General features: G+C 38.2%; 20 protein-coding genes and 1 pseudogene. 10 read left to right on the top strand and 11 right to left on the bottom strand.

From position 1 onward, the window contains the following. The first annotated feature begins 37 nt into the window (after positions 1-37). Positions 38-1045 carry an alpha/beta hydrolase gene (locus tag CQA58_RS00420; RefSeq protein WP_115568733.1) on the top strand — a complete coding sequence of 336 codons (1008 nt, stop codon included), beginning with the start codon at positions 38-40 and terminating at the stop codon, positions 1043-1045. Positions 1046-1158: 113 nt separating this feature from the next. Here the strand turns inward: CQA58_RS00420 and CQA58_RS00425 are convergent, their stop codons facing one another. The 9 genes from CQA58_RS00425 to CQA58_RS00465 form a co-directional block, all read right to left on the bottom strand. Continuing rightward, positions 1159-5373: an autotransporter outer membrane beta-barrel domain-containing protein gene (locus tag CQA58_RS00425; protein WP_115568734.1), complete on the bottom strand. Its 4215-nt coding sequence runs from the start codon at positions 5371-5373 to the stop codon at positions 1159-1161. Positions 5374-6103: 730 nt separating this feature from the next. After that, positions 6104-7216 (bottom strand): cytochrome d ubiquinol oxidase subunit II, encoded by a 1113-nt coding sequence (cydB, locus tag CQA58_RS00430; RefSeq protein ID WP_115568735.1) that lies wholly within the window; start codon positions 7214-7216, stop codon positions 6104-6106. Next, positions 7213-8742, bottom strand: coding sequence for a cytochrome ubiquinol oxidase subunit I (locus CQA58_RS00435; RefSeq protein ID WP_115568736.1), 1530 nt, complete (start codon positions 8740-8742; stop codon positions 7213-7215). The genes cydB and CQA58_RS00435 overlap by 4 nt, the downstream gene beginning before the upstream one ends. Then, entirely contained in the window at positions 8723-8953 is a 231-nt protein-coding gene (locus CQA58_RS00440; RefSeq protein WP_115568737.1) for a DUF4492 domain-containing protein, read from the bottom strand. The genes CQA58_RS00435 and CQA58_RS00440 overlap by 20 nt, the downstream gene beginning before the upstream one ends. Positions 8954-9043: 90 nt before the next feature. Then, positions 9044-10234 carry an ABC transporter permease gene (locus CQA58_RS00445; RefSeq protein WP_115568738.1) on the bottom strand — a complete coding sequence of 397 codons (1191 nt, stop codon included), beginning with the start codon at positions 10232-10234 and terminating at the stop codon, positions 9044-9046. Continuing rightward, entirely contained in the window at positions 10231-11358 is a 1128-nt protein-coding gene (locus CQA58_RS00450) for an ABC transporter permease (RefSeq protein ID WP_115568739.1), read from the bottom strand. The genes CQA58_RS00445 and CQA58_RS00450 overlap by 4 nt, the downstream gene beginning before the upstream one ends. Next, positions 11352-12380: an HlyD family secretion protein gene (locus CQA58_RS00455; protein WP_115568740.1), complete on the bottom strand. Its 1029-nt coding sequence runs from the start codon at positions 12378-12380 to the stop codon at positions 11352-11354. The genes CQA58_RS00450 and CQA58_RS00455 overlap by 7 nt, the downstream gene beginning before the upstream one ends. Before the next feature lie 9 nt (positions 12381-12389). Next, a complete protein-coding gene (locus tag CQA58_RS00460; RefSeq protein WP_115568741.1) occupies positions 12390-13754 on the bottom strand; it encodes a TolC family protein in 1365 nt (454 codons plus the stop codon). After that, positions 13751-14107, bottom strand: a complete 357-nt coding sequence (locus tag CQA58_RS00465; RefSeq protein ID WP_170126702.1) for a rhodanese-like domain-containing protein — start codon at positions 14105-14107, stop codon at positions 13751-13753. The genes CQA58_RS00460 and CQA58_RS00465 overlap by 4 nt, the downstream gene beginning before the upstream one ends. A gap of 202 nt (positions 14108-14309) precedes the next feature. On the opposite strand from CQA58_RS00465, the gene gyrA reads away from it, so the two are divergent. The 8 genes from gyrA (at position 14310) to CQA58_RS00505 (ending at position 22996) form a co-directional block, all read left to right on the top strand. Beyond that, a complete protein-coding gene (gyrA, locus tag CQA58_RS00470; RefSeq protein WP_115568743.1) occupies positions 14310-16784 on the top strand; it encodes a DNA topoisomerase (ATP-hydrolyzing) subunit A in 2475 nt (824 codons plus the stop codon). After that, positions 16771-17211: a hypothetical protein gene (locus CQA58_RS00475; protein ID WP_115568744.1), complete on the top strand. Its 441-nt coding sequence runs from the start codon at positions 16771-16773 to the stop codon at positions 17209-17211. Before gyrA ends, CQA58_RS00475 begins: the two co-directional genes overlap by 14 nt. Continuing rightward, complete coding sequence (locus tag CQA58_RS00480; RefSeq protein ID WP_115568745.1) at positions 17208-18518, top strand: sigma-54-dependent transcriptional regulator; 1311 nt, start codon at positions 17208-17210, stop codon at positions 18516-18518. Before CQA58_RS00475 ends, CQA58_RS00480 begins: the two co-directional genes overlap by 4 nt. Before the next feature lie 2 nt (positions 18519-18520). Beyond that, entirely contained in the window at positions 18521-20233 is a 1713-nt protein-coding gene (locus CQA58_RS00485) for an ABC transporter ATP-binding protein/permease (protein WP_115568746.1), read from the top strand. Continuing rightward, entirely contained in the window at positions 20226-20555 is a 330-nt protein-coding gene (locus tag CQA58_RS00490) for a glycosyltransferase (RefSeq protein ID WP_170126703.1), read from the top strand. Before CQA58_RS00485 ends, CQA58_RS00490 begins: the two co-directional genes overlap by 8 nt. A 74-nt stretch (positions 20556-20629) precedes the next feature. Then, on the top strand, positions 20630-21211 hold the full coding sequence (locus CQA58_RS00495) for a glycosyltransferase (RefSeq protein WP_147288584.1): 582 nt from the start codon (positions 20630-20632) through the stop codon (positions 21209-21211). Continuing rightward, a complete protein-coding gene (locus CQA58_RS00500; RefSeq protein ID WP_115568749.1) occupies positions 21201-22628 on the top strand; it encodes a DUF6056 family protein in 1428 nt (475 codons plus the stop codon). Before CQA58_RS00495 ends, CQA58_RS00500 begins: the two co-directional genes overlap by 11 nt. Continuing rightward, entirely contained in the window at positions 22625-22996 is a 372-nt protein-coding gene (locus CQA58_RS00505) for a GtrA family protein (protein ID WP_115568750.1), read from the top strand. The genes CQA58_RS00500 and CQA58_RS00505 overlap by 4 nt, the downstream gene beginning before the upstream one ends. A gap of 2 nt (positions 22997-22998) precedes the next feature. Here the strand turns inward: CQA58_RS00505 and CQA58_RS00510 are convergent. Beyond that, positions 22999-23235, bottom strand: a pseudogene (locus tag CQA58_RS00510) (glutathionylspermidine synthase family protein); the annotation flags it as partial. 265 nt (positions 23236-23500) lie between these two features. On the opposite strand from CQA58_RS00510, the gene CQA58_RS00515 reads away from it, so the two are divergent. Next, a complete protein-coding gene (locus CQA58_RS00515; protein WP_115568751.1) occupies positions 23501-24415 on the top strand; it encodes a glycosyltransferase family 2 protein in 915 nt (304 codons plus the stop codon). Between the two features lie 3 nt (positions 24416-24418). On the opposite strand, the gene CQA58_RS00520 is transcribed toward CQA58_RS00515, so the two are convergent. Next, complete coding sequence (locus CQA58_RS00520; protein ID WP_115568752.1) at positions 24419-25594, bottom strand: glutathionylspermidine synthase family protein; 1176 nt, start codon at positions 25592-25594, stop codon at positions 24419-24421. Position 25595 lies beyond the last annotated feature (1 nt).

A 25595-nucleotide genomic window follows, 5' to 3' on the forward strand; every position in this document is an offset into this window, starting at 1 on the left:
CAATATGTATAATTACTAAAATTTTAGGAGGAAGTAAATGAGGATTTTAATGTGTGCATTATTATGCCTAGCAAGTGTGTTTGCCAAAGAAGGAGGAGATAAGTTGGGTTATGCCAAAGGTGCAGAGGTAGTCAAGGTGGAGATCAAAAACCCTGTGATTATTGATAGTATCTCAGGTGTGATTTTCTCTCAAATCAAAGATACACGATCAGTAAGAGGACTAAGAATGTCGCTTCTTATTCCACGCACTAATGAGCTAAAGCCTTGTGTGGTGTATGTGCCTGGAGGTGGGTTTAGCAGTGCAGATTATGAGAAGTTTAGCGAAATGCGTTATGCCCTTGCAAAAGCAGGATTTGTGGTAGCTGCTGTGGAGTATCGTGTAGTGCCAAATAAATTTCCTGCCTTAGTTGTAGATGCAAAGAGTGCGATAAGATATCTTAGAGAGCATTACAAAGAGTATGGAATCAACCCAAAAGCTATCGGAATTTTGGGAGATTCTGCAGGTGGGTATCTCTCTCAAATGGTAGCGATGAGTGCAGGAGAGTATAATCAAGGCGATTATCTCAATCAATCCTCAGAAGTGCAGTCTGCTGTGAGTATGTATGGGATTTCCAATCTCTTAAATATTGGAGAGGGATTCCCTCCTGAAATCCAAAAAGTTCATGCTTCTCCTGCTGTAACTGAAGCTTTGCTAGTCAATGGTGTGGCATTTAGGGATTTTGCAGGAGCTAGTATTGATAGCGATCCTACAAAAGCACTCAAAGCCTCTCCTATGGGACACCTTGAGGGGAAAAAGCCCCCACTTCTTTTGATGCACGGAGATAAAGATACTTTGGTTTCTCCTGCTCAAAGCTCTCAAATGTATGAGGCACTCAAAAAACGAGGGCAAAAAGTAGAGTATATTATCGTTGAGGGTGCAGGACACGGGGATATCACTTGGTTTCAAGAGCCAATCATCAATAGAGTTGTAGAGTGGTTCAAACAAACTTTGCCAAAGCCAATCCCTGATAAAGAGATTTCACAAGATAAAAACGCAAATTTATAAGGAGAGTTTTCTCTTTTGTAAGTTGATTTCAAAGAGGGGGAGAGGGTTTGAGGCTTGTAGTGAGAAACTCTCTTTGAGAATCTTGGGGGAAGCTCCCCTTATCGCTCCATTATTTAGAAGCTATATCTTGCTCCAAGATTGAACTGCATATGCACTCTTTGCTTATCTCCAAAACTTTTTTCTACATCGATATACATTCTAGCTCCCTTAGTTAGCTCAATATTGCTTCCCACATTGACAATCGCTCGTCCATTGCTCTCCACTCTATCAAGCTGTGCTATGGTTTGACTTCCCCCTCCATTAGCTCCCAAATCTCCTCCTTTGATATAATCACACTCATAGAATGCTCCTGCATACAAAGTAGCAAATCCATTTTCTGTATTGAATTTCTTTCCAAGACTTGCTCCAGCTCTAGTTCGGAGGGTAAAAATTGCATCTTGATAAGCATAAAGCTCTGAAGAAGAATCAAAAATAGTTCGTGCAAAATCACTTTGATTGAAATATCCCATTGAAATCTCTACTTGTGGATCAATATACCAATTTCCTTTTTCATTCTCTGCAAACTTGTAGCGATAACCAAATTCATCACTCAAGATTGTTGCAAAGTTTTTGATTTTGTTCATTGAGCTAGAATTGTTGCTCATAGAGAATTTGCTCAAAATATAATCAAATTTAAGAATGGTATCATTATACCAACCACTATCGGCTACATAGGAGTTGTAAAGCCCTACTTCTATGATATTGGAGCTGATATTGTCAAGCCCAATGCTACTAATCAGACTTGTGTTTGCTGTGATATTGATCATTTTACTTTTAGTCGATGAGCTTCCATAGGCTAGGGCAATTCCCATATAGTTTCTTGCACTCTCTCCCACTTCAATAGAGTAGTCATATCCTCCTTGAATGGTTACATAATCACTCTTGCCCCCAGCTCCAAAACTATGACTTGTAGAACCCCCAAAGATTCTAGCCCATACTCCATGATTGCTATCATTCTCTCTTAGCTCCCCCATTCTTTTATTGAGTGAGTTAAAATTGGCAAGGAATAAATCATAGTTTATCATTAGAGCCGTATTTGCCATTTCTTGAAACACAGGATCAACCCCTAAGTCAATTATTTTTCCCACATAGTAGTTTGTGATTTGATTATCAGATGTAGTGATAAGCTCAACTTTGATTCTATCAATCCCAATAAGACTTTCCCCACCCTCTACGACTATTCCTGAGCCATTTTTAGTTTGTGCAACAAGAGTGTTGTCTGCACCAAGATGACTGCTGTAAGCAATGTCGTGAATATCACTTTCACCAATGAGTGTGATGATAGCTTTAGCTCCATTGTTTCCTCCATTGAAAATCACTCTATCATTTTGGATAGAACTTGCAAAGAGCTTGAAGGTTGCTTCTCCTGAAGTGAAGCTGTCGATTGTGAGAGAATTGCGAAGTCTTGCATCATTTGTTACTTTTTGAGTGGCTTGAAGTGTGTTTGGAGTATGATTGAGATTGATAACCCCATTTCCTGAGAGGTTTGAGATGTGATTAGAGCTTGTCCCGAAAGTAAGTGTCCCACCATTAAGAGCCACATTGATAGCTCCTCCATTGCCCTTGTCTATCCCACCTTGAGTGTGGAGTGTTGCACTACTATTGACTTGAAGGGTGAGTCCTTTGCCACTTGCAACTGAAGTGCTATTGATTTGATCCATAATCGTTGCTGATTGATTGAAGGCCAGAGTATTGTTTGTCCCACTTGAAGCACTTACAGATCTAATATTAGCATTTCCATTCTCAAAGCCTTTCAGTGTGAGTGTGATTGATTTGTCGTTTCCACCCTTGAAGTTGATTTTGAGGTTATTTCCATTTTCCAAAGTATCAATGCTTGTGGCAATAGAGCTATTAGTGCTATCAAGGATTAGAGTATTGCATTGATTGACATTATTGTCGATAGAGGCAAGTGCTGTGAGGGTAGTGATTTGATTGGTTGCACCTTTGAGGGTAAGGGTAGTTCCACTTTTAGAGAGAGCAATGTTGTTTTCTCCCCCTGTTGTGGAAAGATTGCCCTCAAAAGTAGAATTTCCTCCAAGAGTGAAGCTATTTATCCCTCTTACTGAGGCTGAAATGTTGCCACCAAAAGTGTTTTCTCCCTCTCCTGCAAAGATGATGATATTTCTACCATATGCAAAATAGCTCCCACTCTCTGCAATGATGTTCCCTTGTATAGAGTTTGTGCCAGATCCATTGGTGTAGATGATATTGTCTGCATACTTTTGTCCATAAGAGTTATTATCTGAGATAATGCCTGTTGCATTTGCTTTGACTTCATCTGAGATATTGATATTTTCCACATTGATATAATTGCCCCCTACAGTATTATCCACACTTATAGAAGCAAGAGAGAATGTGCCTTTTGCTGTATAAGTATCTTTGGTAAAAATTGCACTCATATTGTCTTGTTGGATAGAGGGGTTAGTGGCATTACCAAAAATGGCTGTATCATATCCATTTTCTTGAGTGATAAGATTTGCTCCAATAATATTGCTTCCATAGTTTGCCTTGATTGCTCCAAGTGTTTGTGCTGGGGTTGTATCAGAGTTGTTGAAACTTAGGGCATTGAAATTTTGGTAAGCTCTTGAGGCAGTTGTTCCTATCGCAGATATTTCTGTAAGGACAACCGAATTACTAGAAGCTCCTAGCAAAAGCGTATTATTAGAGTTTCTCTCATAAGGATTCCCTCCACTATTATTGACTTTGATAGAAATAGCCTTATCGCTTTCTCCAAGTTTGGCTGAAGTTCCTGTAAGGACAATAAGATTATTGTGTCCTCTTATTGCATCGCTAGAGGAGGAAACTGAAGAAAGGATATTGCCTTTGATTGTGGTGTCTCCATTGATATTGATATAGTTTTTTCCATTGGCATTAGCGATAATAGAGTTGTTGTTATTGTTTGCTCCAAAGACAAAAGTTCCTTCAGCTGAATGAGTAGATTTGATAAATTCTGTGAAAAATCCATTTTGTATAGTGGGGGTATTTGAGCCAAAGAGAGTGGAGTTATAAGCAATTATCGGATCGTCAGCATTGTTTGTTGTAACGAGATTTTTTCCAATGATATTATTACCATAGCTTGATTGAGTGGTATTGATTGAAATATTGTTTGATGATGAATTTAGAGAGAGGATATTGAGTGTTTTTGCTTGAGGATTTGATCCTCCATAGTTTCCACTTGTTTTGAAATTACCGATTGAAAAGGTGTTGCTTGAGGCATTGCTAAGAATTGTGTTTGTTCCTGAATGTTGCCAACTTGCTCCCGTATAATAGGGGCGAAGCGTAATGGTAATGTCTGTTGTTTTACCTTCTTCTCCAATCTTTGCTGATGAGCCATTGAAGATGATCTGATTTTTTGTATAAACCGTTCCACCTTCTCCACTATCAAGACTAATAGATGTGCTTTTGAGTGATGAGTCTCCTGAGAAAAAGATAGTGCTTCTTGCATCTCTGCTAACTGAAATGTTGCCCTCAAGAGTAGTAAGTCCCTTGATCGTGGTATTGCCACTTGTGGCATTAAGATTTCCTGTAAGAGTGGTAAGCCCTTTGATTGTGGTGTTTCCTCCTGTAGCTTGGATATTTCCTGTGATTGTGGGAGTATGTGGGGTTGTAGATGAATTGGTGTTATTGCCAAAAGTGATATTGTGGTTTCCACCTCTAAGGATAAGATTCCCCTCAATTCCTGCGTTGTTATTGAATGTGAAAGTATTTGTCCCTGCAACTGCTTTGAGGGTTACATTTCCTTTGATTCCCTTTCCTCCAATTTTTGCTGTTGTTCCACCTGTTTGCCAGTTGTCAATAGAGAGATTTCCTTTGAAGGCATAATGATTGCTATCAAGAAGATTATGTAGATTGAGTGTCATATCCTTGCTGTGTCCATTGCTCTTGTTTCCTCCTCCGATAGTCAAAGTTCCCGTGCCATTCTCTCCCATTTGAATCCCATTAGATGTAGTGGAGAGCGTAAGAGAGTCGACACTTGTGGAAATATGAGCTGTATAGCTTGTGCTTGTTGTATCCGTGGTTGTGGTGCTATGATTGCTACTAGTTTCAAGATAGAAAGTAAAATTGTCTAAAGCACTACCATTATTGTGAGACATTTTGTAGTAACCATCACTTCCAAGCCAGTTGATTGTCGGAGTTTGAGTAGTGTTAGAACCAAAAGAAATACTAGGGGCTTGTCCATTACTAGCATTTCCTACACTCATACCCAAAGCAAGAGCAAGTGATGTTGCAATTAGAGGTTTAAAACCCACGCCATTTTTTTGAGATTTTGTAGGAAATGAGGTTTTCATTTTGTTCTCCCTGTTGATAGATATTTAATCAAACCTTAATAGAAATCAAATTTCTTTTGGCTTAATGAAAATGATTCTAGCATAAACAAAAAGTTAATAGGATAAAAAATAAATCTTTATGAGAATGCTTATAAATATCGATATTTACGAATCTATGAAAAATAATGAATCTATTTTTTTAATAAAGATTGAAACTAAAAATACTTAAGAAAATGAGATTAAAATCTTGATTTTTTATCTCTTATTTCTTTTTAAATCATAGAAATATAGGGGGGTGTATGAGATGAAGAAACGCTTTTATTTTTAATCTGTTTTGACTTTTGTTGTCATAAGGATAAAAGTGCAAAAAATGGAAAAAAAGCTTTTAAAAATATTTGATTTAAAAGAGGTGGAGTTATTTTTTTTTTTTTTGATTTGAATATTTTTAAGGGTTTTTGAGAAAAAGGGAGGTGGGGAGAGCTAGAGAAAAGAGTTGGGGAGAAAGCACCTAGTGTGAAGTGCTACAAGAGTTTCAGGGTATCAAAATCTAAGAAGCAAAGAGTGAAAAATAATTGAGAATTGGATTTTATGAAAAATAAAGTAAAAAAATTAGAGAATCTATTTTGTTTTTCAATCAAAGGGGAATTATTTCCCCTCATTTTCCTCAATCTGCTTGATATTGAGCAGTGCGAAGCGATAAGAGAGATAAATCATCACAACCCAAATTACTAACATATACATCTTTTTCTCCTTAGTATTTCTCACTTTGATTTTCTAGCTCTTGGCTATCAAGCTTTTTGCTATCCATTTTTCTCCACACATAAGAGATATAAAAAATCACAATAGGGATGAGGATAGAGACATAAGCCATTGTTTTTAGGGTGTAGTGGCTTGAAGAGGCATTAAAGATTGTAAGAGATTGAGAGAGATTATCAACTGAAGGATAGAAAATCCCGCCATTTATCCCAAGATTGCCAAAGAGGGCAAAGACAGCCAAAAATACTCCCCCAAACTGCCAAAACACGCTTTTATCGTTCCCCCTCACACCTCCAAGATAGATTCCTATCAGTAAAATCACTGCCCCAAGCAAAAGTAAGGATAGAAAGAGGGGGTGAGAGAGAAAGAGGCTAAGATAGCCCAAGGGTTTGATAGTCGCTACGCCATTGATGAGGAGGAAAGCGTCCTTGCAAGATACCCATAGCACAAAGAGAATAAAGCTTATCAAAAATGCAATCCCATTGAAGATAATCGCCCTTTTAGCCCTCAAAGCTAGAGTAGGGGAGGAGAGATTGCTGAGTAGATAGCTAGCTCCTAGAGTTTTGGAGAGGAAAACTAGAGCAAATCCTAAAAGATAGTTATAAGGATTGCCTAGAGCTTCAAGCCCTCTTAGGGGGTTGCTCCATTGCACGAAGTTATAAGAGGAGAGAGTGAAGTTTGCCCCTGAGAAAAATGTGCTGAGTGCCACTCCAAGCAAGAAAATCCCCACATAGCCATTGATAAGCAAAAAGATTTCATAGGTTTTTTGCCCCAAGAAATTATCAGGCTTTTTGCGATACTCATAACTCACTGCTTGGATAATGAAGCAAAACAATATCGCAAGCCACACCCAATACGCCCCTCCAAAGCTAGTGGCATAAAAGAGTGGAAAAGCTGCAAACATCACTCCACCAAAGACAACCAAAGTCGTAAAAGTCAGCTCCCATTTCCTTCCCAAAGAGTTGATAATCAAACTCTTTTCCTCTTCACTCTTGCCTAGGGTGTAGAGAAGCATTTGCCCTCCCTGCACAAAAAACAAACACGCCAACGCCCCAAGCAACACACTTGCCACTATCCACCAATAAATCTGCAAAGCCACTAAACTCATCTTGCTTCTCCTTCAAATCCTTTTTTAATCTGAGTGAGCATAATCTTCACTTCCGCGATTAAGAGGGCAGTGAAAAGGAATGCGAAAAGGAAAAAAGAGATTTTGATATTGATACTAGAGAGATTTGTAGCTGCAATATGGGTGGGGAGCAAGTCTTGAATCGCCCAAGGTTGTCTTCCCACTTCAGCGACAATCCACCCAGCCTCAATAGCGATAAATCCTAGAGGGATACTCCACACACACGCCCACAGAATCTTCCTAAATCGCTCAATCTTGTTTGCCATAGAGAGGTAAAGCACTACAAGGATTAGGGCAAAAAGCCACGCACCAATCCAAACCATTAGATGAAAACTATAAAAGACTAAAGGCACATTTGGCACTAAGTCTTTGGGGTTTTCAAAATAGCCATAGCCAAAGTCTTTGATATGGCTTTGAAGGAGTGAGAGGGAGCTTTGCATTTTTGTAGTGTCATTGTCTTTTTTGGCTTGGGTGTAGTCTGAGAGGGCATTGATAGCGATTTTCCCACTGCTGATTCTCTCACTCATTGGGGGGATTGAATGCTTGGGGTTACCATAGATGAGATCATCTATCCCTGCTACAAAGCCGTTCAGTGAGCGTTGTCCTAGCAAAGAGAGGGCATAGGGGATTTGAAAACTAGCCAAAAATGGCTTCTCTTCATCTCCGATTTGTTTGTGAGGATTGAGGATTCCTAGTGCGACTATCCCTGCACTTTGCTCTCCTTTGTAAAGCCCTTCCATTACAGCAAGTTTCATTGGTTGGTGTTGGGTTACTTGATAGGCACTCTCATCTCCACTAAAGGTTGTCATCAATGTAGCAAGGATTCCAAAACTTGCTCCCACTACTAGGCTTTTTTTGGCTGAAGAGAAGTGGCGATTTTTGAGTAAAAAATAAGCTGAGATACCGATGACAAAGACTGAACTAGCAATATAAGCACTGCTAATGGTATGCAAAAATTTTGGCAAAGCCACTGAAGAGAAGGCCACATCAAAAAAGTTTGTCATCTCATTGCGGATAGAATCAGGGTTGAAAGTCGTGCCTGTGGGGTATTGCATCCACGCATTTGCCACCAAAATCCAAAACGCACTCAGATTGCTACCAATGGCTACAAGCCAAGTGGAGAGGAGGTGAAATCGTGGAGAGACTTTATCCCAGCCAAAGAACATTACTGCAAAAAATGTGGCTTCTAAGAAAAATGCCATTAGTCCTTCAATGGCTAGTGGTGCTCCAAAAATATCACCCACAAACCACGAATAATTCGCCCAATTTGTGCCAAACTCAAACTCCATAATAATTCCCGTAGCTACCCCTATGGCAAAGTTGATTCCAAAGAGTTTAATCCAAAATTGAGTGATAGACTTCCATTGAGGATTTTTAGTCTTGAGATAGATACTCTCCATAATCGCAATGATAAAAGATAGCCCCAAAGTGAGGGGAACAAAAAGAAAATGATAAAGGGCTGTGAGGGCAAACTGAGCCCTTGAGAAATCAACGCTTGATAGATCCATTGGCTTCCTTTGTGAGATTTTTTAAGACAAATTCACTTCTTTGCTCTTTGTGAGGATAAAGAGTTTTGAAGTTTTCATCAAAGACAAAAAGTTTCAGCACTCCATAGAGGACAATAAGCTTTAAGATAATGATTTTCCATAATGTCTTGCCAAGTTGCATATTTCTAAACCCCTCATAGTAGAGGTTAAAAATTTTTTGAAAAAAATTCATTATCTTACCTTTGGAGTGCTGAAAGTTTTGAAGTGGGGATTATTTCACAAAACAAACAATGATTATCAAAGATAAAAACTCATTTTCATCTTAGTTTTGTTTGTTTTGTAGTTTTTGGATAGTGAATTTTTTACAAAAAGATAAAAAATCTTTTTTATCCCAAGTGCGAAGTATGATGACAAGATAAGAGAGGAGAAGATAAAGCACTCCTAGAGAGAGAAGATTTTTGAAATAATGAAAGATTGATTGAAAATCTGCCCCCATTTCGTTCAGCCTCAAAAGTGCATTTACGCCATGAAAGATAGGAATAAATTGCACCAAGGTTTGAATAGGAGAGGGGATATTTTCTAGTGGCCAAATAAATCCTAGCAAGAAAATAAGAGGAAGAGAAGAGAGTAGGACTAAAACCGTGGCTTGATAGGGTTTGCTTACAAGTGTGCCAATAAAGTTCCCAAAGGAGAGGATAGAGAAGATGAAGCCAAGAGAGAAGAGCCAAAAGTCTGAAATCTTGGCGTGATGATGAATCCCATAATAAGAAAACCCAAACCCAAAATAAAAAGCAAAGAGTGGAATACAAATACAAGCAAACAAAATCATTCTTGCAAATAGAAGCGAGAGGGCAGGGGAGGTGGGGGTGTAGGTATATGAAGCCCCAAAGATTCCCATTCCTACCACTAGCATTTGATGCAAAATCACGACAAATACTGCTGCTAGGGCGTAGTTGATATAGCCAAGTGAAGAGTTAAAGAGTGGGGAGGATTTGAGGGTGAGCAAATCTTTTTGCAGTGCGTGATTGCTTCCTTTGAGTGCGTAATCTCCATAGAGAATCTGCTGTTTTATCTTGATTTGTGGGTTTAGCTCTTGGGTGGCTTGATAGAGTCCATTGACAATTGAGCCATAGATGAGAAAGTATGAGGAGTTAGCAAGGAAAGAGAGAGTAGGGCTAGATTGCAAAAATGAGTCTCTCTCAAAGCCTTTGGGGATATAGAGGATTCCAAAAATCTCCCCTCTCTCTAGCAAATCTTGAGCATTTTTAAGAGAGGTGGCATATCCCCTCACTTGCACCTCTGAGCTTGAGTTGGCAAAGAAAGCTAGGCTTCTTGAAAGCTCTGTATTGTCCTCATCAATGATTGCAATCTTTTGAGAGCGAACCACATCGTTTTCATAAGGTGTGGGATAGAGCAGGAAATAAGCTAGAGGTCCAAGGATACACACTGTAAGCACAGAAACATTTTTGAGTAGTCTTAAAGCCTCGCTTTTGAGTGTGCTAAAAAATATCATTTGCAACTCCTTAGAGTATAAATCACTATCCCCACAAGTCCAAAGAGAAAGAAGGGAAGCATAGAGAAACAAATCTCAAGCCCCAAAGAGGCACTTCCTCCATAGTTGGCTTGTTGGATATAGAGTTTGAGATAATAGCTTACAGGCAAAAGACTGCTCCAAAAGAGTGCAAAGGTATTCATACTATTTGTAGGAAATGTGATTCCTGCAAAGGCAAAGCTAGGAGCAGAATATACACTAATAAAACTGATTGCCCTTGTGCTTTCTTTGGCGATAGAGAAGATAAAGAGTGTGATTGCATTATAAGAGAGGATAAGAATCAAAGCTCCAAGAAAGAGAATCCACCACTCCCCACGCATTGGTAAATCCATAATATAAGTAAAAAAGAGCATCATCAACGCCCACCAAATGAGATAAAAAATCGTATTATTTAGCACTTTTGCACCCAAAACGCTTAGCATTTCTTTTATCTCCACCTTTTGCTCCATTGCACTTCTTGGATCTCTTAGAAGTGCATTGAGCAATGAGGCACAAACTAGGATAACCAAAGAGCAGGGGAAGACGGCAGTGAGGAGGAATTGAGAGTAGCTACTATCAGGATTATAAAGTGCTGTGATTTGTTGCATTATAGGAGCAGACTTGCTTAAAGCTCCAATAAAAGTTTTACTCTCAACTAGATTTTTAGCCATTTTGAGCTTGACATTGCTTGTAGCAATAATTTGCATAATCTTAGATTGCAAAGTTTTAGCCACTAGTAGAAATTGGGCATTGTAGTAGAGTGGGATTGTGGTGGGAATGCCTTTTTTGGAGTTGCTTTGAAGTCCATAAGGAAGCACAATGAGAGCAAAAATTTTGGCATTTCTTAAATCCTCTTTTGCCTCCTCCAAGCTTCCATATTCATCAACAATTTGCAATGCAGGAGAGGCATTGAGAGAGAAGATAATGTCTTGAGAGGTGAGGGTTTGATCTTGATTGATGATGCCAATTGGCATTTTTTGCAATGTCCCATTCCCAAAGGTAAAGTAGAGCAAAATCGCAATCAATGGGGCAGGGAGAAGAAGAGTAAAAAGTGAAAAAGGACTTTTTAGCAAAGAGAGAAAATCTCTCTCAATCTCTTTTACCATGATGATGTTTTGACCTCTTGCTTGGCTTGTGAGGGTTGAGAGTTTTTCTCATAGATAAGCACACTCATTCCAATTCTTAGATCTTTGATGGGTGTTGTGGGCTTGGCGTTGATTTCAAAAGTTCTAATATCATAGCCTTTTTTATCAGAATTGCTTTTCCAAGTGGCAAAATCTCCCATAACCGATACAAAGGTAACTTGAAAGGTTGTTGTGATGTCAAGTGAGGGGATATAGCCTTGGAAAGTCGAGCCTTTTTGGAAATCTTTGAGCTTGTCTTCTGTGATATTTAGGCGTAAATACGCATCATTCATATCTGCCAAAAGCACCACAGGGAATCCACTAGGAGCAAGCTCTCCGCTATGAAGCAAAATATTGCTTACCTCTCCATCTGCAGGAGCTAGAGCTTGAGTGTCTTTGGCATAAGCCTCTACCTCTGCCACCGTTCCTGCTGCTGCCCTTTCTTTCTCTTCTACGGCTTTTTTGGTTTCTTTACTTGCTCCCTCAAGGGCGAGTTGGTATTGCTGATAAGCTGTGTTTTCTTTGAGTTTAGCTCCCTCAAAAGAAGCATAAGCCTCATCTCTTTTTTGCAAACTCACCACACCACTTTTATAAAGGCTCTCCACTCTTTTGTAGGTTTTCTCAGCCAATTCTCTCATTGTCTTTGCTCCTAACCATAAATCTTGGGCTGAGATGATTTGCTGTTCTCTTGCACCTTTTTGAGTTTCTGCATTGATGGCTTTAGCTGCTTCATATCCTGCTTTGGCTTGCTCTAGTTTGGCTTCAAGTTCAGGAGAGTGAATGGTGTAGATAAGATCGCCTTTTTTGACCATATCTCCTTTATGCACAAACACCTCTGCAATTCGCCCTGCAATCTTGCTAGATACATTATATTCTCGTGCTGAAATCTGTCCTTGCAAGACTTTGGGTTGGGGTTGGTAGGCTTTATAAAAGCTGAGCGAAAGCCACGCTGTGATTGAGGCTACTCCGATGAGTAGGATAATGATTTGAATGATTTTTTTCATTTTTTCTCCTTATTGGTATTGACTGAAAGTTTGGATTTGATCACTGAGTGCCATAAGTTTGGCAATTGAGAGGATATATTTATAAGCCACGCTTTGTTGCTCAATCTTGGCTTTGGAGAGCAAATTTCTTGCATCTACCACACTTGTGCTTGTCCCCATTCCTTGCTTAAAGGCTTGTTCTTGGAGTTTGAGATTCTCTTCTGCCAAAGCGATTGAGGAATTTAGCACAAAATAAAATTCTTTTGCCTGAAGAGCTTCTTTGTAGGTTTTCTCCACTAGCAAAGAAATGTCTTTGATGGCTTGGGCTTTGATTTGAGAAACTTCAAGTTGAGCGATTTTACTTGCTTGAAATTTTTGATAAGAGCCTGTGTTATCAAGCAAGGGCATTGTCATTCCTACACCCACATACCAGCTAGGCATCGAGCTTCCTAGAATGGAATCGTGGCGATGATAGGTGTAGCTTCCAAAAAGTGCAAAATGAGGGATAAAGCTAGAGCGTGCAAGTTTTAGAGCTTCTTTGGCTTGTTCTTCTTTGAGCTTGACTTGATTGAGCATTGGATAAGAGCTAAGGGTTTTGTCAAGCAAGATTTTGAGTGAGGGGGCTTTGGAATTGGATTTGATGATGAGTTTTGAGCTAGGTTTGTAATCAAGTTTATCATCAGAGAGAATGGTTTGTAGAGCAAGTTGGGCTACTTCTAGAGAATCTTTGGCTTTGAGTGTGTCGTTTTTGGAGCGATTGTAAGCCACTTGGGCTGAGAGGACTTCGATTTTGGCAATCTGTCCTGCTTGTTGGAGCTTTTTGGCATTCTCTAAGTGGAGTTTGTGTCCATTTTCTACTTCTTGGAGAGTTTTTAGCATTTCTTGATTTAAAACCACTCCATAATAAATCCCTGCAAGTTTCTCAAAAGTAGAGAGGGTTTTGAGCCTCAAAGCTTCTTTAGAATCCTTGAGTGCAAGTTTGCCTAGCTCATTGACTGCCTTTATCGCCCCACCTGCATAGAGAGGATAGAGGATTTTTACTGAAGCCATAACGACATTTTGGTTGCTGAGATTAAGAGGGGTGAGGCGATCAGCAAGATTATTGACAATGCCTTGAAGTGCAGGGGTTGAAATCTCTTGGGCTAAATCTTTGACAAGCTCTTTGCTATCAAGACTTACAGGATCTCCTAGATACATATAACTAGCACTCAAATCAATTTTGGGAAGATAGAGCATTGTGTTTGCATCATTGAGTTTTTCAGCCTTTTGCACGGCGATATTTCCTGCTTTGAGAGCGTGGTTGTTGTTTAGTACAAGTTGCCAAGCATTCTCAAAGCTCAAATTTGTAGCAAAAAGAGATGAGCAAAGGCAGATTGCTAGAGCGATTTTTTTCATTTTTCCTCCTTTTGGGGATAGGTAAGTGGAAAATAATCTTCAATTATTTGTAAGTATTCATCAAGATAGAAGATATTTGACATTCCTTTTTCTACAAGAAGAGTTCCATATCTTGCACTCTCTAATCCACCATTGCATACAAGCAAAATTTTTTCTTTTGAGTTTTGAGTGCAAAACTCTACAAGCTCCTCAATATCGTGAATATTACAAGAGTTTGTGATATGTGGAGTAGTGAAATAGAGTTGTGGAGTTCGCACATCTACGATAATAAAGTCTTCTAGCTTAAGATTTTCTAAACCCACTTTAGTCGCAAGGCTAGGGTGATTTTGTTGCTTCAAAATCTTTTTTAGCATATCCTTTCCCATTTAATTCTTAACTACTCCTATTTGAAATCCTCTTTTTCTTAAAAGCTAAGTTTTACTAAAATATAACTTAAAGATAAAGATTAAAAATGCAATTCTATAACAATTATTGAAAATAAACTTCCAAAAATCAAAGTTTTTGCATAAAATATCAAAAACAAAACTATACCTACATTTTGGAGTAAGGAAGGAAATGTCAGAAAATTTGCTTGATCATAGTGAAGTTGTGGATATTTGTATTGATGATTCGATTAAAGAGAGTTATCTTGATTATTCAATGAGTGTTATTGTCGGAAGGGCGTTGCCTGATGCAAAAGATGGACTCAAACCCGTTCATCGCCGAATCCTCTATGCAATGCACGAGCTTGGAGTAACTTCTAGAGTGGCATATAAAAAGAGTGCTAGGATTGTAGGAGATGTGATAGGAAAGTATCACCCACACGGCGATACAGCAGTGTATGATGCCCTTGTGCGTATGGCTCAAGACTTTTCTATGCGACTTGAACTTGTCGATGGGCAAGGAAACTTTGGATCAATTGATGGCGATAACGCAGCGGCTATGCGTTATACAGAGGCTAGAATGACTCAAGCAAGTGAAGAGATTTTGCGTGATATTGATAAGGATACTGTGGATTTCGTGCCAAACTATGATGACACACTCAAAGAGCCTGATGTGCTTCCTAGTCGTATTCCCAATCTTCTTATCAATGGATCAAGTGGGATTGCAGTAGGTATGGCAACTTCTATCCCACCCCATCGAATCGATGAGATTGTTGATGCACTTGTTTATCTTGTTGATAATAAAGATGCTGAGTTAGAGGAGCTTATGGAGTTTGTCAAAGGGCCTGATTTCCCCACAGGTGGGATCATCTTTGGTAAGCAGGGCATTATTGAGGCTTATCGCACAGGAAGAGGAAGAATCAAGGTTAGAGCCAAAGTGCATACTGAAAGCACCAAGACAAAAGAAGTGATTGTGATTGATGAAGTGCCCTATCAAGTCAATAAAGCACGACTTGTGGAGCAAATCTCCGAACTTGCCAAAGAAAAGGTGATTGAGGGGATTTCAGAAGTAAGAGATGAGAGTGATAGAGAGGGGATAAGAGTGGTAATTGAGCTTAAGCGTGATGCGATGAGTGAGATTGTGCTAAATCACCTCTACAAATCCACAGCAATGGAGACAACTTTTGGAATCATTCTCCTAGCAATCAACAATAAAGAGCCAAAGATTTTCACACTCATTGAACTTCTCAAACTCTTCATCTCTCATCGCAAAACTATTGTCATCAGAAGGACAATTTTTGAGCTAGAGAAAGCCAAAGCAAGAGCTCATATCTTGGAAGGCTTGAAAATCGCACTAGATCATATTGATGAAGTGATTAAAATCATTAGAGCAAGCAAAGATAGTGAAGAGGCAAAAAATGCTTTGATGGGGCGATTTGGACTATCTGAGCTTCAAAGCAAAGCAATCCTAGAGATGAGATTGCAACGCCTTACAGGGCTTGAGAGAGATAAGATTGAGCAAGAATATGCCGAGCTTTTAGCTCAGATTGAATACCTCAACTCTATCCTTAGAAGTGAAGCAAAACTCAATGAAATCATCAAAGAAGAATTGCTAGAAGTCAAAGAAAAATTCAGCTCTCCTAGAAAGACAGAGCTTGAAGATGATTATGATGCTATTGATATTGAAGATTTGATTCCCAATGAGCAAGTAGTGGTTACAATGAGCCATAGAGGGTATGTCAAGCGTGTGCCACTCAAAGTTTATGAGAAGCAAAATCGTGGAGGCAAAGGCAAAATTAGTGGAAATACTCACGATGATGACTTTATCGAGAGTTTCTTTGTAGCCAATACTCACGATACGATTATGTTTGTAACAAATCGTGGGCAACTCTATTGGCTCAAGGTTTATAAAATCCCTGAGGCTGGAAGAACAGCGATTGGAAAAGCAGTGGTTAATCTCATTGCAATTCAGCAAAATGAGAAAATTATGGCAACCATTACCACAACAGATTTCAATGAGGATAAATCCCTTGTATTCTTTACAAAGAATGGAATTGTAAAGAGAACAAATCTTAGTGAGTATAGCAATATCCGAAGTGTAGGGGTCAGGGCGATTAACCTTGATGAAGATGATGAGCTAGTTACAGCAAAAATCGTAGATAGTGAGGTTCAACAACTCTTTATCGCCACATATCAAGGAATGTGTATTAGGTTTGATATTAACGATGTGCGAGAGATAGGAAGGGTTTCACGAGGGGTTACAGGAATCAAATTTAAAGCCAATGAAGACTATGTCATCGGTGCTGTAACTATTGGAAGTGATCAAGATAAACTTCTGACTGTGAGTGAGCTAGGAATCGGTAAGCAAACTATCGCAGGAGAGTATCGACTCCAAAGCAGAGCAGGAAAGGGAGTGATTGCAATGAAGCTCACACCTAAGACTGGAAAGCTAGTGAGTGTAGTGAATGTCAATGATGAGAATATGGATTTGATGGTGCTTACAAGCAGTGGCAAGATGATTAGGGTAGATACTCAAGCAATCCGTGAAGCAGGGCGAAATACAAGTGGGGTAAAAATCGTCAATGTTGCAGGAGAAAAGGTGGCTTATGCAAGTCGATGCCCCAAAGAAGAAAAACAAGAAGATTTGCTAGAGGATGAAGAAGAGTAGTTTGATCTTTGCCCTAAGCCTTTGGCTGTGGGGCAGTGAAATGGAGTTTATCATCTCATACAAAGCAAAAATGCAAGATGATATTTTGGTAGGAGAGGACTACAAGGTTTCTGAAGTGATTGATAGCAAAGGGATTAGGGGGATAAAAGATGGGGATTATCAGCTTTTTAAGATTTGCAACATTATTCCTAGGGATTATGAAGGGGTAGAAGATGAGGCAAGTTTTATCAAAAAGGTGTTAAAAACTCAAAGGGAATTGGTGCTTGATTGTTTGTATTCAAGTGGAGTGAAGATTTATGATGAAGTTACAAGCAAGGATTTGCAAGCCAAAAGTAGGACAATTTTTTCAATCCCTCCCAAAAGAGTGATTGCAAAATATGAAAATGGGGTGGTTAATCTTGGAATCTTAGAGGAGAAAAAGAAGTGAAAGTCGCAGTCGTTGAAGATGATATCAATCTAAGAAAGGCATTAGAAATCTCACTCAAAGACTATCCTGAGTTTGAGGTGGAGTTATTCAAAGGGCCAAAGGACGCACTCAAAAAACTTGATGAGAGTTTTGATCTAGTTGTAACCGATATCAATATGCCTCAAATGGACGGACTAGAGTTTCTCTCACTTCTAGGGGGGAAATATGAAGCTGTTGTCATCACAGCTAATGCTTCAGTGAATAACGCAATCAAAGCCTTGAGATTGGGGGCTAAAGATTTCTTGACTAAACCATTTGAGATAGAAGATCTTATCGGAGCAATCAAGCGAAGTCAAAAAGTCAAAGAGGTTAGCCATAAAGCCTCTAAGAAAAGCAGTGCAACAAGTGAGAAACAAAGCGGATTTGTCGCCCTCTCTCCTGCATTGCAAGTAGCACAAAGCAAAGCCCTCAAAGTCGCCCCCACAGATGCAAGTGTGTTGCTTTTGGGGGAGAGTGGGGTAGGAAAAGAGGTGTTTGCAAACTATATCCACCAAAACTCCAATCGCTCCTCTAAGCCATTTGTGGCTATCAATATGGCTGCAATCCCTGAGCATTTGCTAGAATCTGAGCTTTTTGGTTATGAAAAAGGGGCTTTCACTGATGCAAGCAGCACAAAAATGGGATTATTTGAGGAGGCAAATGGGGGGAGCATATTTCTTGATGAGATAGGAGATATGCCTATGGGACTTCAAGCAAAGCTATTGAGAGCCTTGCAAGAGAGGGAGATTGTAAGGCTTGGGAGTGCAAAGCCTATCAAAATCGATGTGAGAGTGATTTCAGCAACCAATGCCAATATCGAGCAAAAGATCAAAAATCATCAGTTTAGAGAGGATTTGTTTTTTAGGCTTAACACTATTCCCATAGAGATTCCTAGCCTTAGAGAGAGGAGGGAAGAGATTATTGCTTTGAGTGAGTGGAAGCTAGAGAGAGTGTGTGAGAGTTATGGATTTGAGAAAAAGGCTTTGAGTGAGGGGGCAAAGAAGGCATTGCTAGAATATCCTTGGCCAGGAAATATCCGAGAGCTTCTCTCTGTGATTGAGAGGGCTACGATTTTGAGTGAGGGGGAGAGGATAGAGGAGGAGGATTTGTGCTTGGGTGTGAGAAATGAAGTCATCTTTGGCAAAAAAGAGAATAAAATGGAAAATTTAGAAAAAGAACTGATAGTCGAAGTGCTTAAAGAGTGTGAGGGAGATAGTGTGAGGGCTAGTGCTATGCTTGGAATGAGTGAAGATGTGCTAAGAAGCAAGAGGGCGAGGTATGGGGTATAGAGATGAGGGAAGTAAGCGATTTTTATAAACTAAGGTTTTTGACAACTAGAAAGGATAAGATTTCTCTCCTTGTCTTGCTAGGTATGACGATTTTTAGCTCTATCATAGAGACGATTGGGGTGGGAATCATTATGCCTTTTATCACCTTTGCTTCAAACCCCTCAATGCTTTTGGAAAATCGCTATGGATCGGCAATTTTTAACTTTTTTGATTTTTCTAGTACGCAAACCTTTATGTTTGTCTTTAGTGGTGCTTTGATTGTGTTTTATCTCTTTAGATTGTTTTACAATACATTTTATAGCTATTCTATCAATCTTTTTGCCTATAGAAAATATCACAATCTAGCCTTTAGAATGTTTCAAAAGATTTTGAAATCAAGTTTTTTGGATTTCACCAACAAAAATTCTGACATTTTGAGGCGAGGTATCACAGGAGATGCATTGAATGCATCAAACTATATCCGAAACTTTTTACTTCTTTATTCTGAGCTTTTTACAATAGGCTTTCTTTACTCAATTTTGCTTATTGTGAGTTGGAAGATGACTATTGTTTTGACTTGTATTCTCTCTTTTAAAGTTTTTTTGATCACCCAAACTGTATCTAAAATCATCAAAAAGAAGGGAGAGGAGAGGGTGAAGATTGAGGGGGGATTTTTGGGACTGCTCTCTAATAGTTTTGGAAATTTTAAAATCATCAAAATCAAAGATGCAAACTCTCAGCTAGAGCAAGATTTTTTGGATAAAGGCTATAATCGAGCAAAGATTGAGGTAACTACTCAAACTTTGATTGAGCTTCCTAGAAACTTGCTTGAGACTTTTGGATTTGCTATCCTTATCTCTTGTGTGGCTTATATCCTCTATCGTTATGAGGATGCAAGTGCAGTATTGCCTATCATGTCAATGTATGCATTGGCACTTTATAAGGTATTGCCCTCAGTGAATAAAATCTTGAATTATTTTAATGGAATGAAATCAATGAGTAAATCCCTTGAAATCGTCTATGATGAGCTTAAAAACTTCCCACAAGAAGAAGGAGATGAGAAGATAAAATTTGATAGAGAAATCATCTTGCAAAATATTTGCTTCTCCTATATTCAAGATAAGCCTGTCATACAAAACTTTAATTTGCAGATAAAAAAGGGTGAAAAGATAGCCTTTGTTGGAGCAAGTGGAGCAGGGAAAAGTACACTTGTAGATATCATCACAGGATTTTATCAACCTAGTTCAGGCAAGATATTAGTCGATAATGTATTGCTTACTCAAGAGAATATCAAGGATTGGAGAAAAAAGATAGGCTATATTCCTCAAAGTATTTATCTCTTTGATGGAGATGTAGCAGAAAATGTCGCCTTTGGTTCAGTCTATGATGAGCAAAAAATCATTCAAGCCTGTAAAATTGCCAAAATTTATGACTTCCTAGAAGAGCATGAGGGAATCCATACAAGAGTAGGAGATGGTGGGATTAAGCTTAGTGGAGGACAGAAGCAAAGGATAGGGATAGCAAGAGCAATCTATGATAATCCTGAAATCCTAGTGCTTGATGAAGCGACAAGTGCATTGGATAATGAAACAGAGGAGAAGATTATGGAAGAGATTTATGAGCTTAGCAAAGACAAAACCTTGCTTGTCATTGCTCATAGACTAAGCACTGTGGAGAGATGTGATAGGAGGATTGTGGTGGAAAATAGCAATTTGGGAGGAGGAAGAAGTGAATAATCTAGCAAAAAATCATCTTAATATTGTCGTGCCTTGCTACAATGAAGAAAAAAGTTTAGAAAGATTTTATCAAGAAGCCTTGAGAGAGATTGTGGAAATCAAAGAAAAAATCAATTCAAGCATTACTTATTCTTTCATTTTTGTCAATGATGGAAGCAGTGATAACACATTGGAGATTATGCACATGCTTAAGGCAAGAGATTATAATGTAAGGATACTTGATTTTTCAAGAAATTTTGGTAAAGAATCTGCAATCTTGGCAGGTTTGCAAGAATCAAAAAGTGTTTTGGACTCTATGGGGGGGGGGGTGCAACGATCTTAATTGATGCAGATTTGCAAGATCCCATAGCTTTTATTCATTTGATGTATCAATCCTTTTTTGGAGGAAATGATATTGTGTATGCACGACGAACCAATCGATCGGGGGAAAGTTTTTTTCGTTCGTTGTGTGGCAATATGTTTTATCAAATTTCAAATTTCTTCAGTGAGGTAAGTATTCCAAACGGATCAAGAGATTATCGAATTTTATCCTACGATGCTCTTGAAGCACTTTTGCAAATGCAAGAATATCATCGTTTTTCTAAGGCTATGTTTGAGTGGATAGGATTTGAAAAGAAGTGCTTAGAGTATGAATATATTCCACGTCAAGAGGGGCAAAGTAGTTGGAATTTTTGGAAGCTTTTTAAATATGCAATTGAAGGATTTGTGAGTTTTTCTACCGCACCATTGCGACTTGCTTTTATTTTGGGATTTTTAGCAAGTTTTCTTTCAATTTGTTATGGGGGATACATTGCAATTGATACGCTTATTTATGGCAACGAAGTGAAGGGATATCCTTCTTTGGTATGCATTATTACTTTTTTTGGAGGATTGCAACTACTTGTTTTGGGGGTTATTGGAGAATATATCGCAAGGATTTATGAACAAGTCAAAAATCGTCCACATTATTTTTTGAAAAGGAATAAAAATGAAAAATAAAAATGTGATTTTGTTCTTCGCTCTCTTTTTTGTGCTTTTTGCTTTTAATATTGTCTTTCCTCCTCAAAGCGATGATGTGATTCATCAAATTACTGCAAATTCCAATCAGGGATTCTTTTATTCCTATTTTGCTTGGAATGGAAGAATTGGAGAGATTTTTTATACAGGCTGTCTTGCTTCAATTAATCACACCATTTGGTTTGATATTATAAATTCTCTAGTTGGAAGTATTTTTATTTTTGCTTTCTTCTTTGTAGTTTTCGCAAGACTACCTAAAAACAGGCTTGATTTCCTTACTTTTGCTTTGATTTGTTTAATGATAGTAAATATGCATTTTGCTGATATTTTTCTTTGGGGTGCAGGAAGTTTGAATTATTTGTGGGGGATAGGGTTAATAATATTATTTTTGATCCCTTATCGATTGTTTTGGGGAGGTGTTTTGGGGGATTATGTTAGGGAAGGAAGTGTGTTTGTATATTTTTGTCTTATACCAATATCGGTCTTTGCAGGGTGGTCAAGTGAGCATATTGGAGCTACATTAAGCTTTGTTTTGATTTTTACTTATTTTTATGCTTATTATAAAAAGGTTCAGTTGCCAATGTGGTATCACATAGGTTCTATTTGCTTTTTGGGAGGATGGCTGATTTTATTTTTTTCTCCAGGTAGTGCAAAAAGAGCTGCGGCTATTGCTGCAGATAATGGTTTTGTCCCATTTAAAGTATTTTTTTCTATGAATTTTTTGGAGAAAATAATGCTTTTTAATGAAGTTATGACAAATTTTATAAAGCGTGGTTTTGCTATTTTTTATTGCTGTTTTATTGCTTTTTTTGTCTATAAAATGAGAATCAAGATAAGTTTTTGGCGTTGTATTGCATTTGTCGGCTTCATTGTTTTGTCGCTAGTTGTAGCAAGACATGTGAGTGGTTTTATTGTTTGTGGATTGGTTTGTTATTTGATGTGGATACTTGCAAGACATGAGAGAAAATATTTTTTATTTTTACTGCTGTTTTTGATATGGATGTTGATTGCATTGACATTGTTTCAGTTGCGTGGAGATATTGCACATAGAGCCCATTTGGGTGATGGTTTGATTTTGGCTACTTTGATTGTTTTGATGTTTAGGGATATTTATCATTTTGTGAGATATAAGAATTTTTTGGAAAAGTTTTTGGGTGGCCTTTTGGTTGTAAGTGTAGTTGCTTGTTTTTGTAATTGGGCTTATGTTGGATACAACTGGCACAAGGTTGTCAAAATGGTTGAAGAGCAAAAAAGCAGAGGGATTAGAGAAGTTGTAGTTCCTGAGGAATTTTTTTACTCTTATTATTCAAAGGGTTGGGGTGCTCCAGATAAAGAACCCAATTGGATCAATTTGGTTTATGCTAGATATTTTGATGTTGATAAATTCATAGTTAAATGAAATCTCTGCTTCTCTATTGTCTTGTGGGGGTGATGAATACTTGCATTGGGTTTGGCATTATTTTTGCCTTGACATTTTTGGGAATTTTACCTGAGCTATCAAATTTTTTGGGATATTTTTTTGGGATTATTTTTTCTTTTTTTCTTAACAATGCCATTACTTTCTCTCAAAACAAGATAGATAAAAAACAGGGGTTGATAAGATTTATTTTGTCTATGAGTATTGCGTATTTGATAAATCTTGCAGTATTGTTTCTAAGCTATCGTGTTTTGGAGATTGATGTGTATTTCTCACAAATTCTTGCAGGGGCAAGCTACACGCTTTGTGGTTTTTTGATGAGTAGATTTTTTGTGTGGGCTAGGAGGTAGTTTTACCCCCTTATCCTATGACTCACAAATTTTGAATAGTTATCAATGATCCCTCCACCTTTGCGAAATCCTAGCCCACAGCCCTCATAAGCAAAAAACACATTGGGCTGATAGAAGTTGCCATTACAAGAGTTGAGGGGGTAGTATTCTTGATAAAGCTCTTTGTGGTTACCATAGATTCCCTCTTTTCCCTCTAGTAGCTCAAGAGTAGGGGAGAGGATTTCTACATTTGCCCCCTCTTATCCTAAAGTCTTTTCTAACTTTTTATCCAAAAAGATAGTATGGAAGAGTTCAATTTTTCTATGCTTTGCTATTTTATAAAGATGTTTGAGATGATTTGTTTCCATTCAATTTCTAAGAATAATACCCATTTTTGTTGTTATTTTTCATAGTATTAAATATTTATTTTACTTTTTATATATAAATAAAGAAAATCAATCCCTTTATTTAAATTAAGAATAAATAAAGAAAATTGATTATTCAATAAATGAATGGAGTTATATTATGAGTAAGAAACCATTGGTTAGCGTAATTATCCCCATCTACAATGTCGCACCTTATTTGAGAGAGTGCTTGGATTCTGTGCTTAATCAGACTTACGAAAATCTTCAGATCATCTTGATTAATGATGGAAGTACAGATGAGAGTGGAAGCATTGCAAGAGAGTATCTGAATGATGTGAGAGTGGAGCTCTTTTTTGTCAAAAATGGAGGTTTGTCAAGAGCTAGAAATCTAGGAATGTCTGAAGCTAGAGGGACATATATCTATTTTATTGATAGTGATGATTATATTGAGTGCAATTATATAGAAGAGATGGTAAGAGTGGCACAAGAGTGTGAGGTTGATTTTGTTTGTAATGAGCAGGTTATACATTTTGGAAGTTATTTAAAAGGATTGAAAGCAAAAGAAGATCCCAAGATTTTAATCCCAGATTCCAAAAATATTGCTATTGGTGGATCTGTGTGGAGATGTCTTTTTTCTAGAGAGCTGATAGAGAGGGTTGGAGTGAGATTTTTAGAGGGAAAAATCCATGAAGATGAAGGATTTTTATATATGCTTTTACCCTTTTGTGAAAGGTTTGCAATGTATTGTGGGAGTGCATACTTTTATCGCCAAAGAGAGGGCAGCATCATGGCAGGACACAAGAAGTTTAGAAGCTATGATTTGCTTGATGTTTTTGAATCCATCTATCTGTTTTATCAGCAAAAGGGTTTATTGCACCTTTTTGAGCCTCCTTATTTTTTTCTTGGTGAATGTGCTATTGGTTATGTCAATGAAGAAGAGTATATTCAAAGAGCTCAAGTATTGATTGAGAGATTGGGGATCAAGCAAGGGAGTGTTTCATTGACAAAAAGAGTGCTTAATCAGTTTAAATTTTTATTAAAGCCTCTGCTAATCCGCACCTTATGGAGGGCATAGGAATTATCCCCTTATCCTATGACTTACAAATTTTGAATAGTTATCAATGATCCCTCCACCTTTGCGAAATCCTAGCCCACAACTCTCATAGGCAAAAAACACATTGGGTTGATAAAAGTTGCCATTACAAGAGTTGAGGGGGTAGTATTCTTGATAAAGCTCTTTGTGGTTGCCATAGATTCCTTCTTTTCCCTCTAGTAGCTCAAGAGTAGGGGAGAGGATTTCTACATTTGCCCCCTCTCGTCCAAATGCCCTTTTTCTCACTTGCTTTTTGCCTGTGAGTGGCTCAAAGGAGCTTTCAAGCAAAAGAGGATGATTGGGGAAGAGATCCCAAAGGATTTTTAGCATTCTCTTGCTTTGGAAGAGTAGAGTATAGGCAGGATTGAGGAAGATTGTATTTTTGTTGTTCATCATCTCTTTCATCAGCTCTGCCATTTCAGGCTCTTCTATGACGATGTCCTCCCAAGGCACAAGCTTAAACCAAAATTCATAATTACTTCCATTATAAGACAACCCCTCACTTCCATTTAGAATCGCCTCATCAACATAGCAAAATTCTGTGCCAAACCCATAAGAGCTTGCAATATCTTGGAGAAATCGCACTGTTCTCTCTTCCTCATTGCTCCCCCTAATGCTGGAGAATAAAATCTTCCACCCCTCATATATTTCTGAAAACCTAGAGATATCTTCCCCTAGGGTAATCATTCTTTGAAAATTCTCCCCAATAGCTTCAAAAATATTATTGAATTGGAGATTTTCATCCATTCCATTGGCTTTGAGAACTGCCCATTGGATAATCGCACTCTCATAGAGCATTGTGGGGGTATCGGCGTTGAATTCAAGGAGTTTGATAGGAGTGCCATCAAGCCCACCTGCAAAGTCAAATCTCCCATAGATATGCCAATGCACCTCTTGTTCAAAGCTTTGCTTGATTGGCTCAATTAAGCTTGGAGGGATATCAAGCTCAAAAAATAGATTATTTTCTATCACATACTCCCCAGCCTCCACATACATATCATAAAGCTCATTTCCTGCCTCATAGAATGCATCGGCTTCTTCTTGAGTGATTTCTATAATCTCATTGCTGATGTATGAGCTTTCATCAGGATCTGTGTGCCAAGAGCAACCAAGATTTTCTAATGTGATGCTATCTAGTGCTTTACCTTCAATGATATGCATT

It is taken from the genome of Helicobacter brantae (genome assembly GCF_003364205.1).
GTDB lineage: Bacteria > Campylobacterota > Campylobacteria > Campylobacterales > Helicobacteraceae > Helicobacter_G > Helicobacter_G brantae.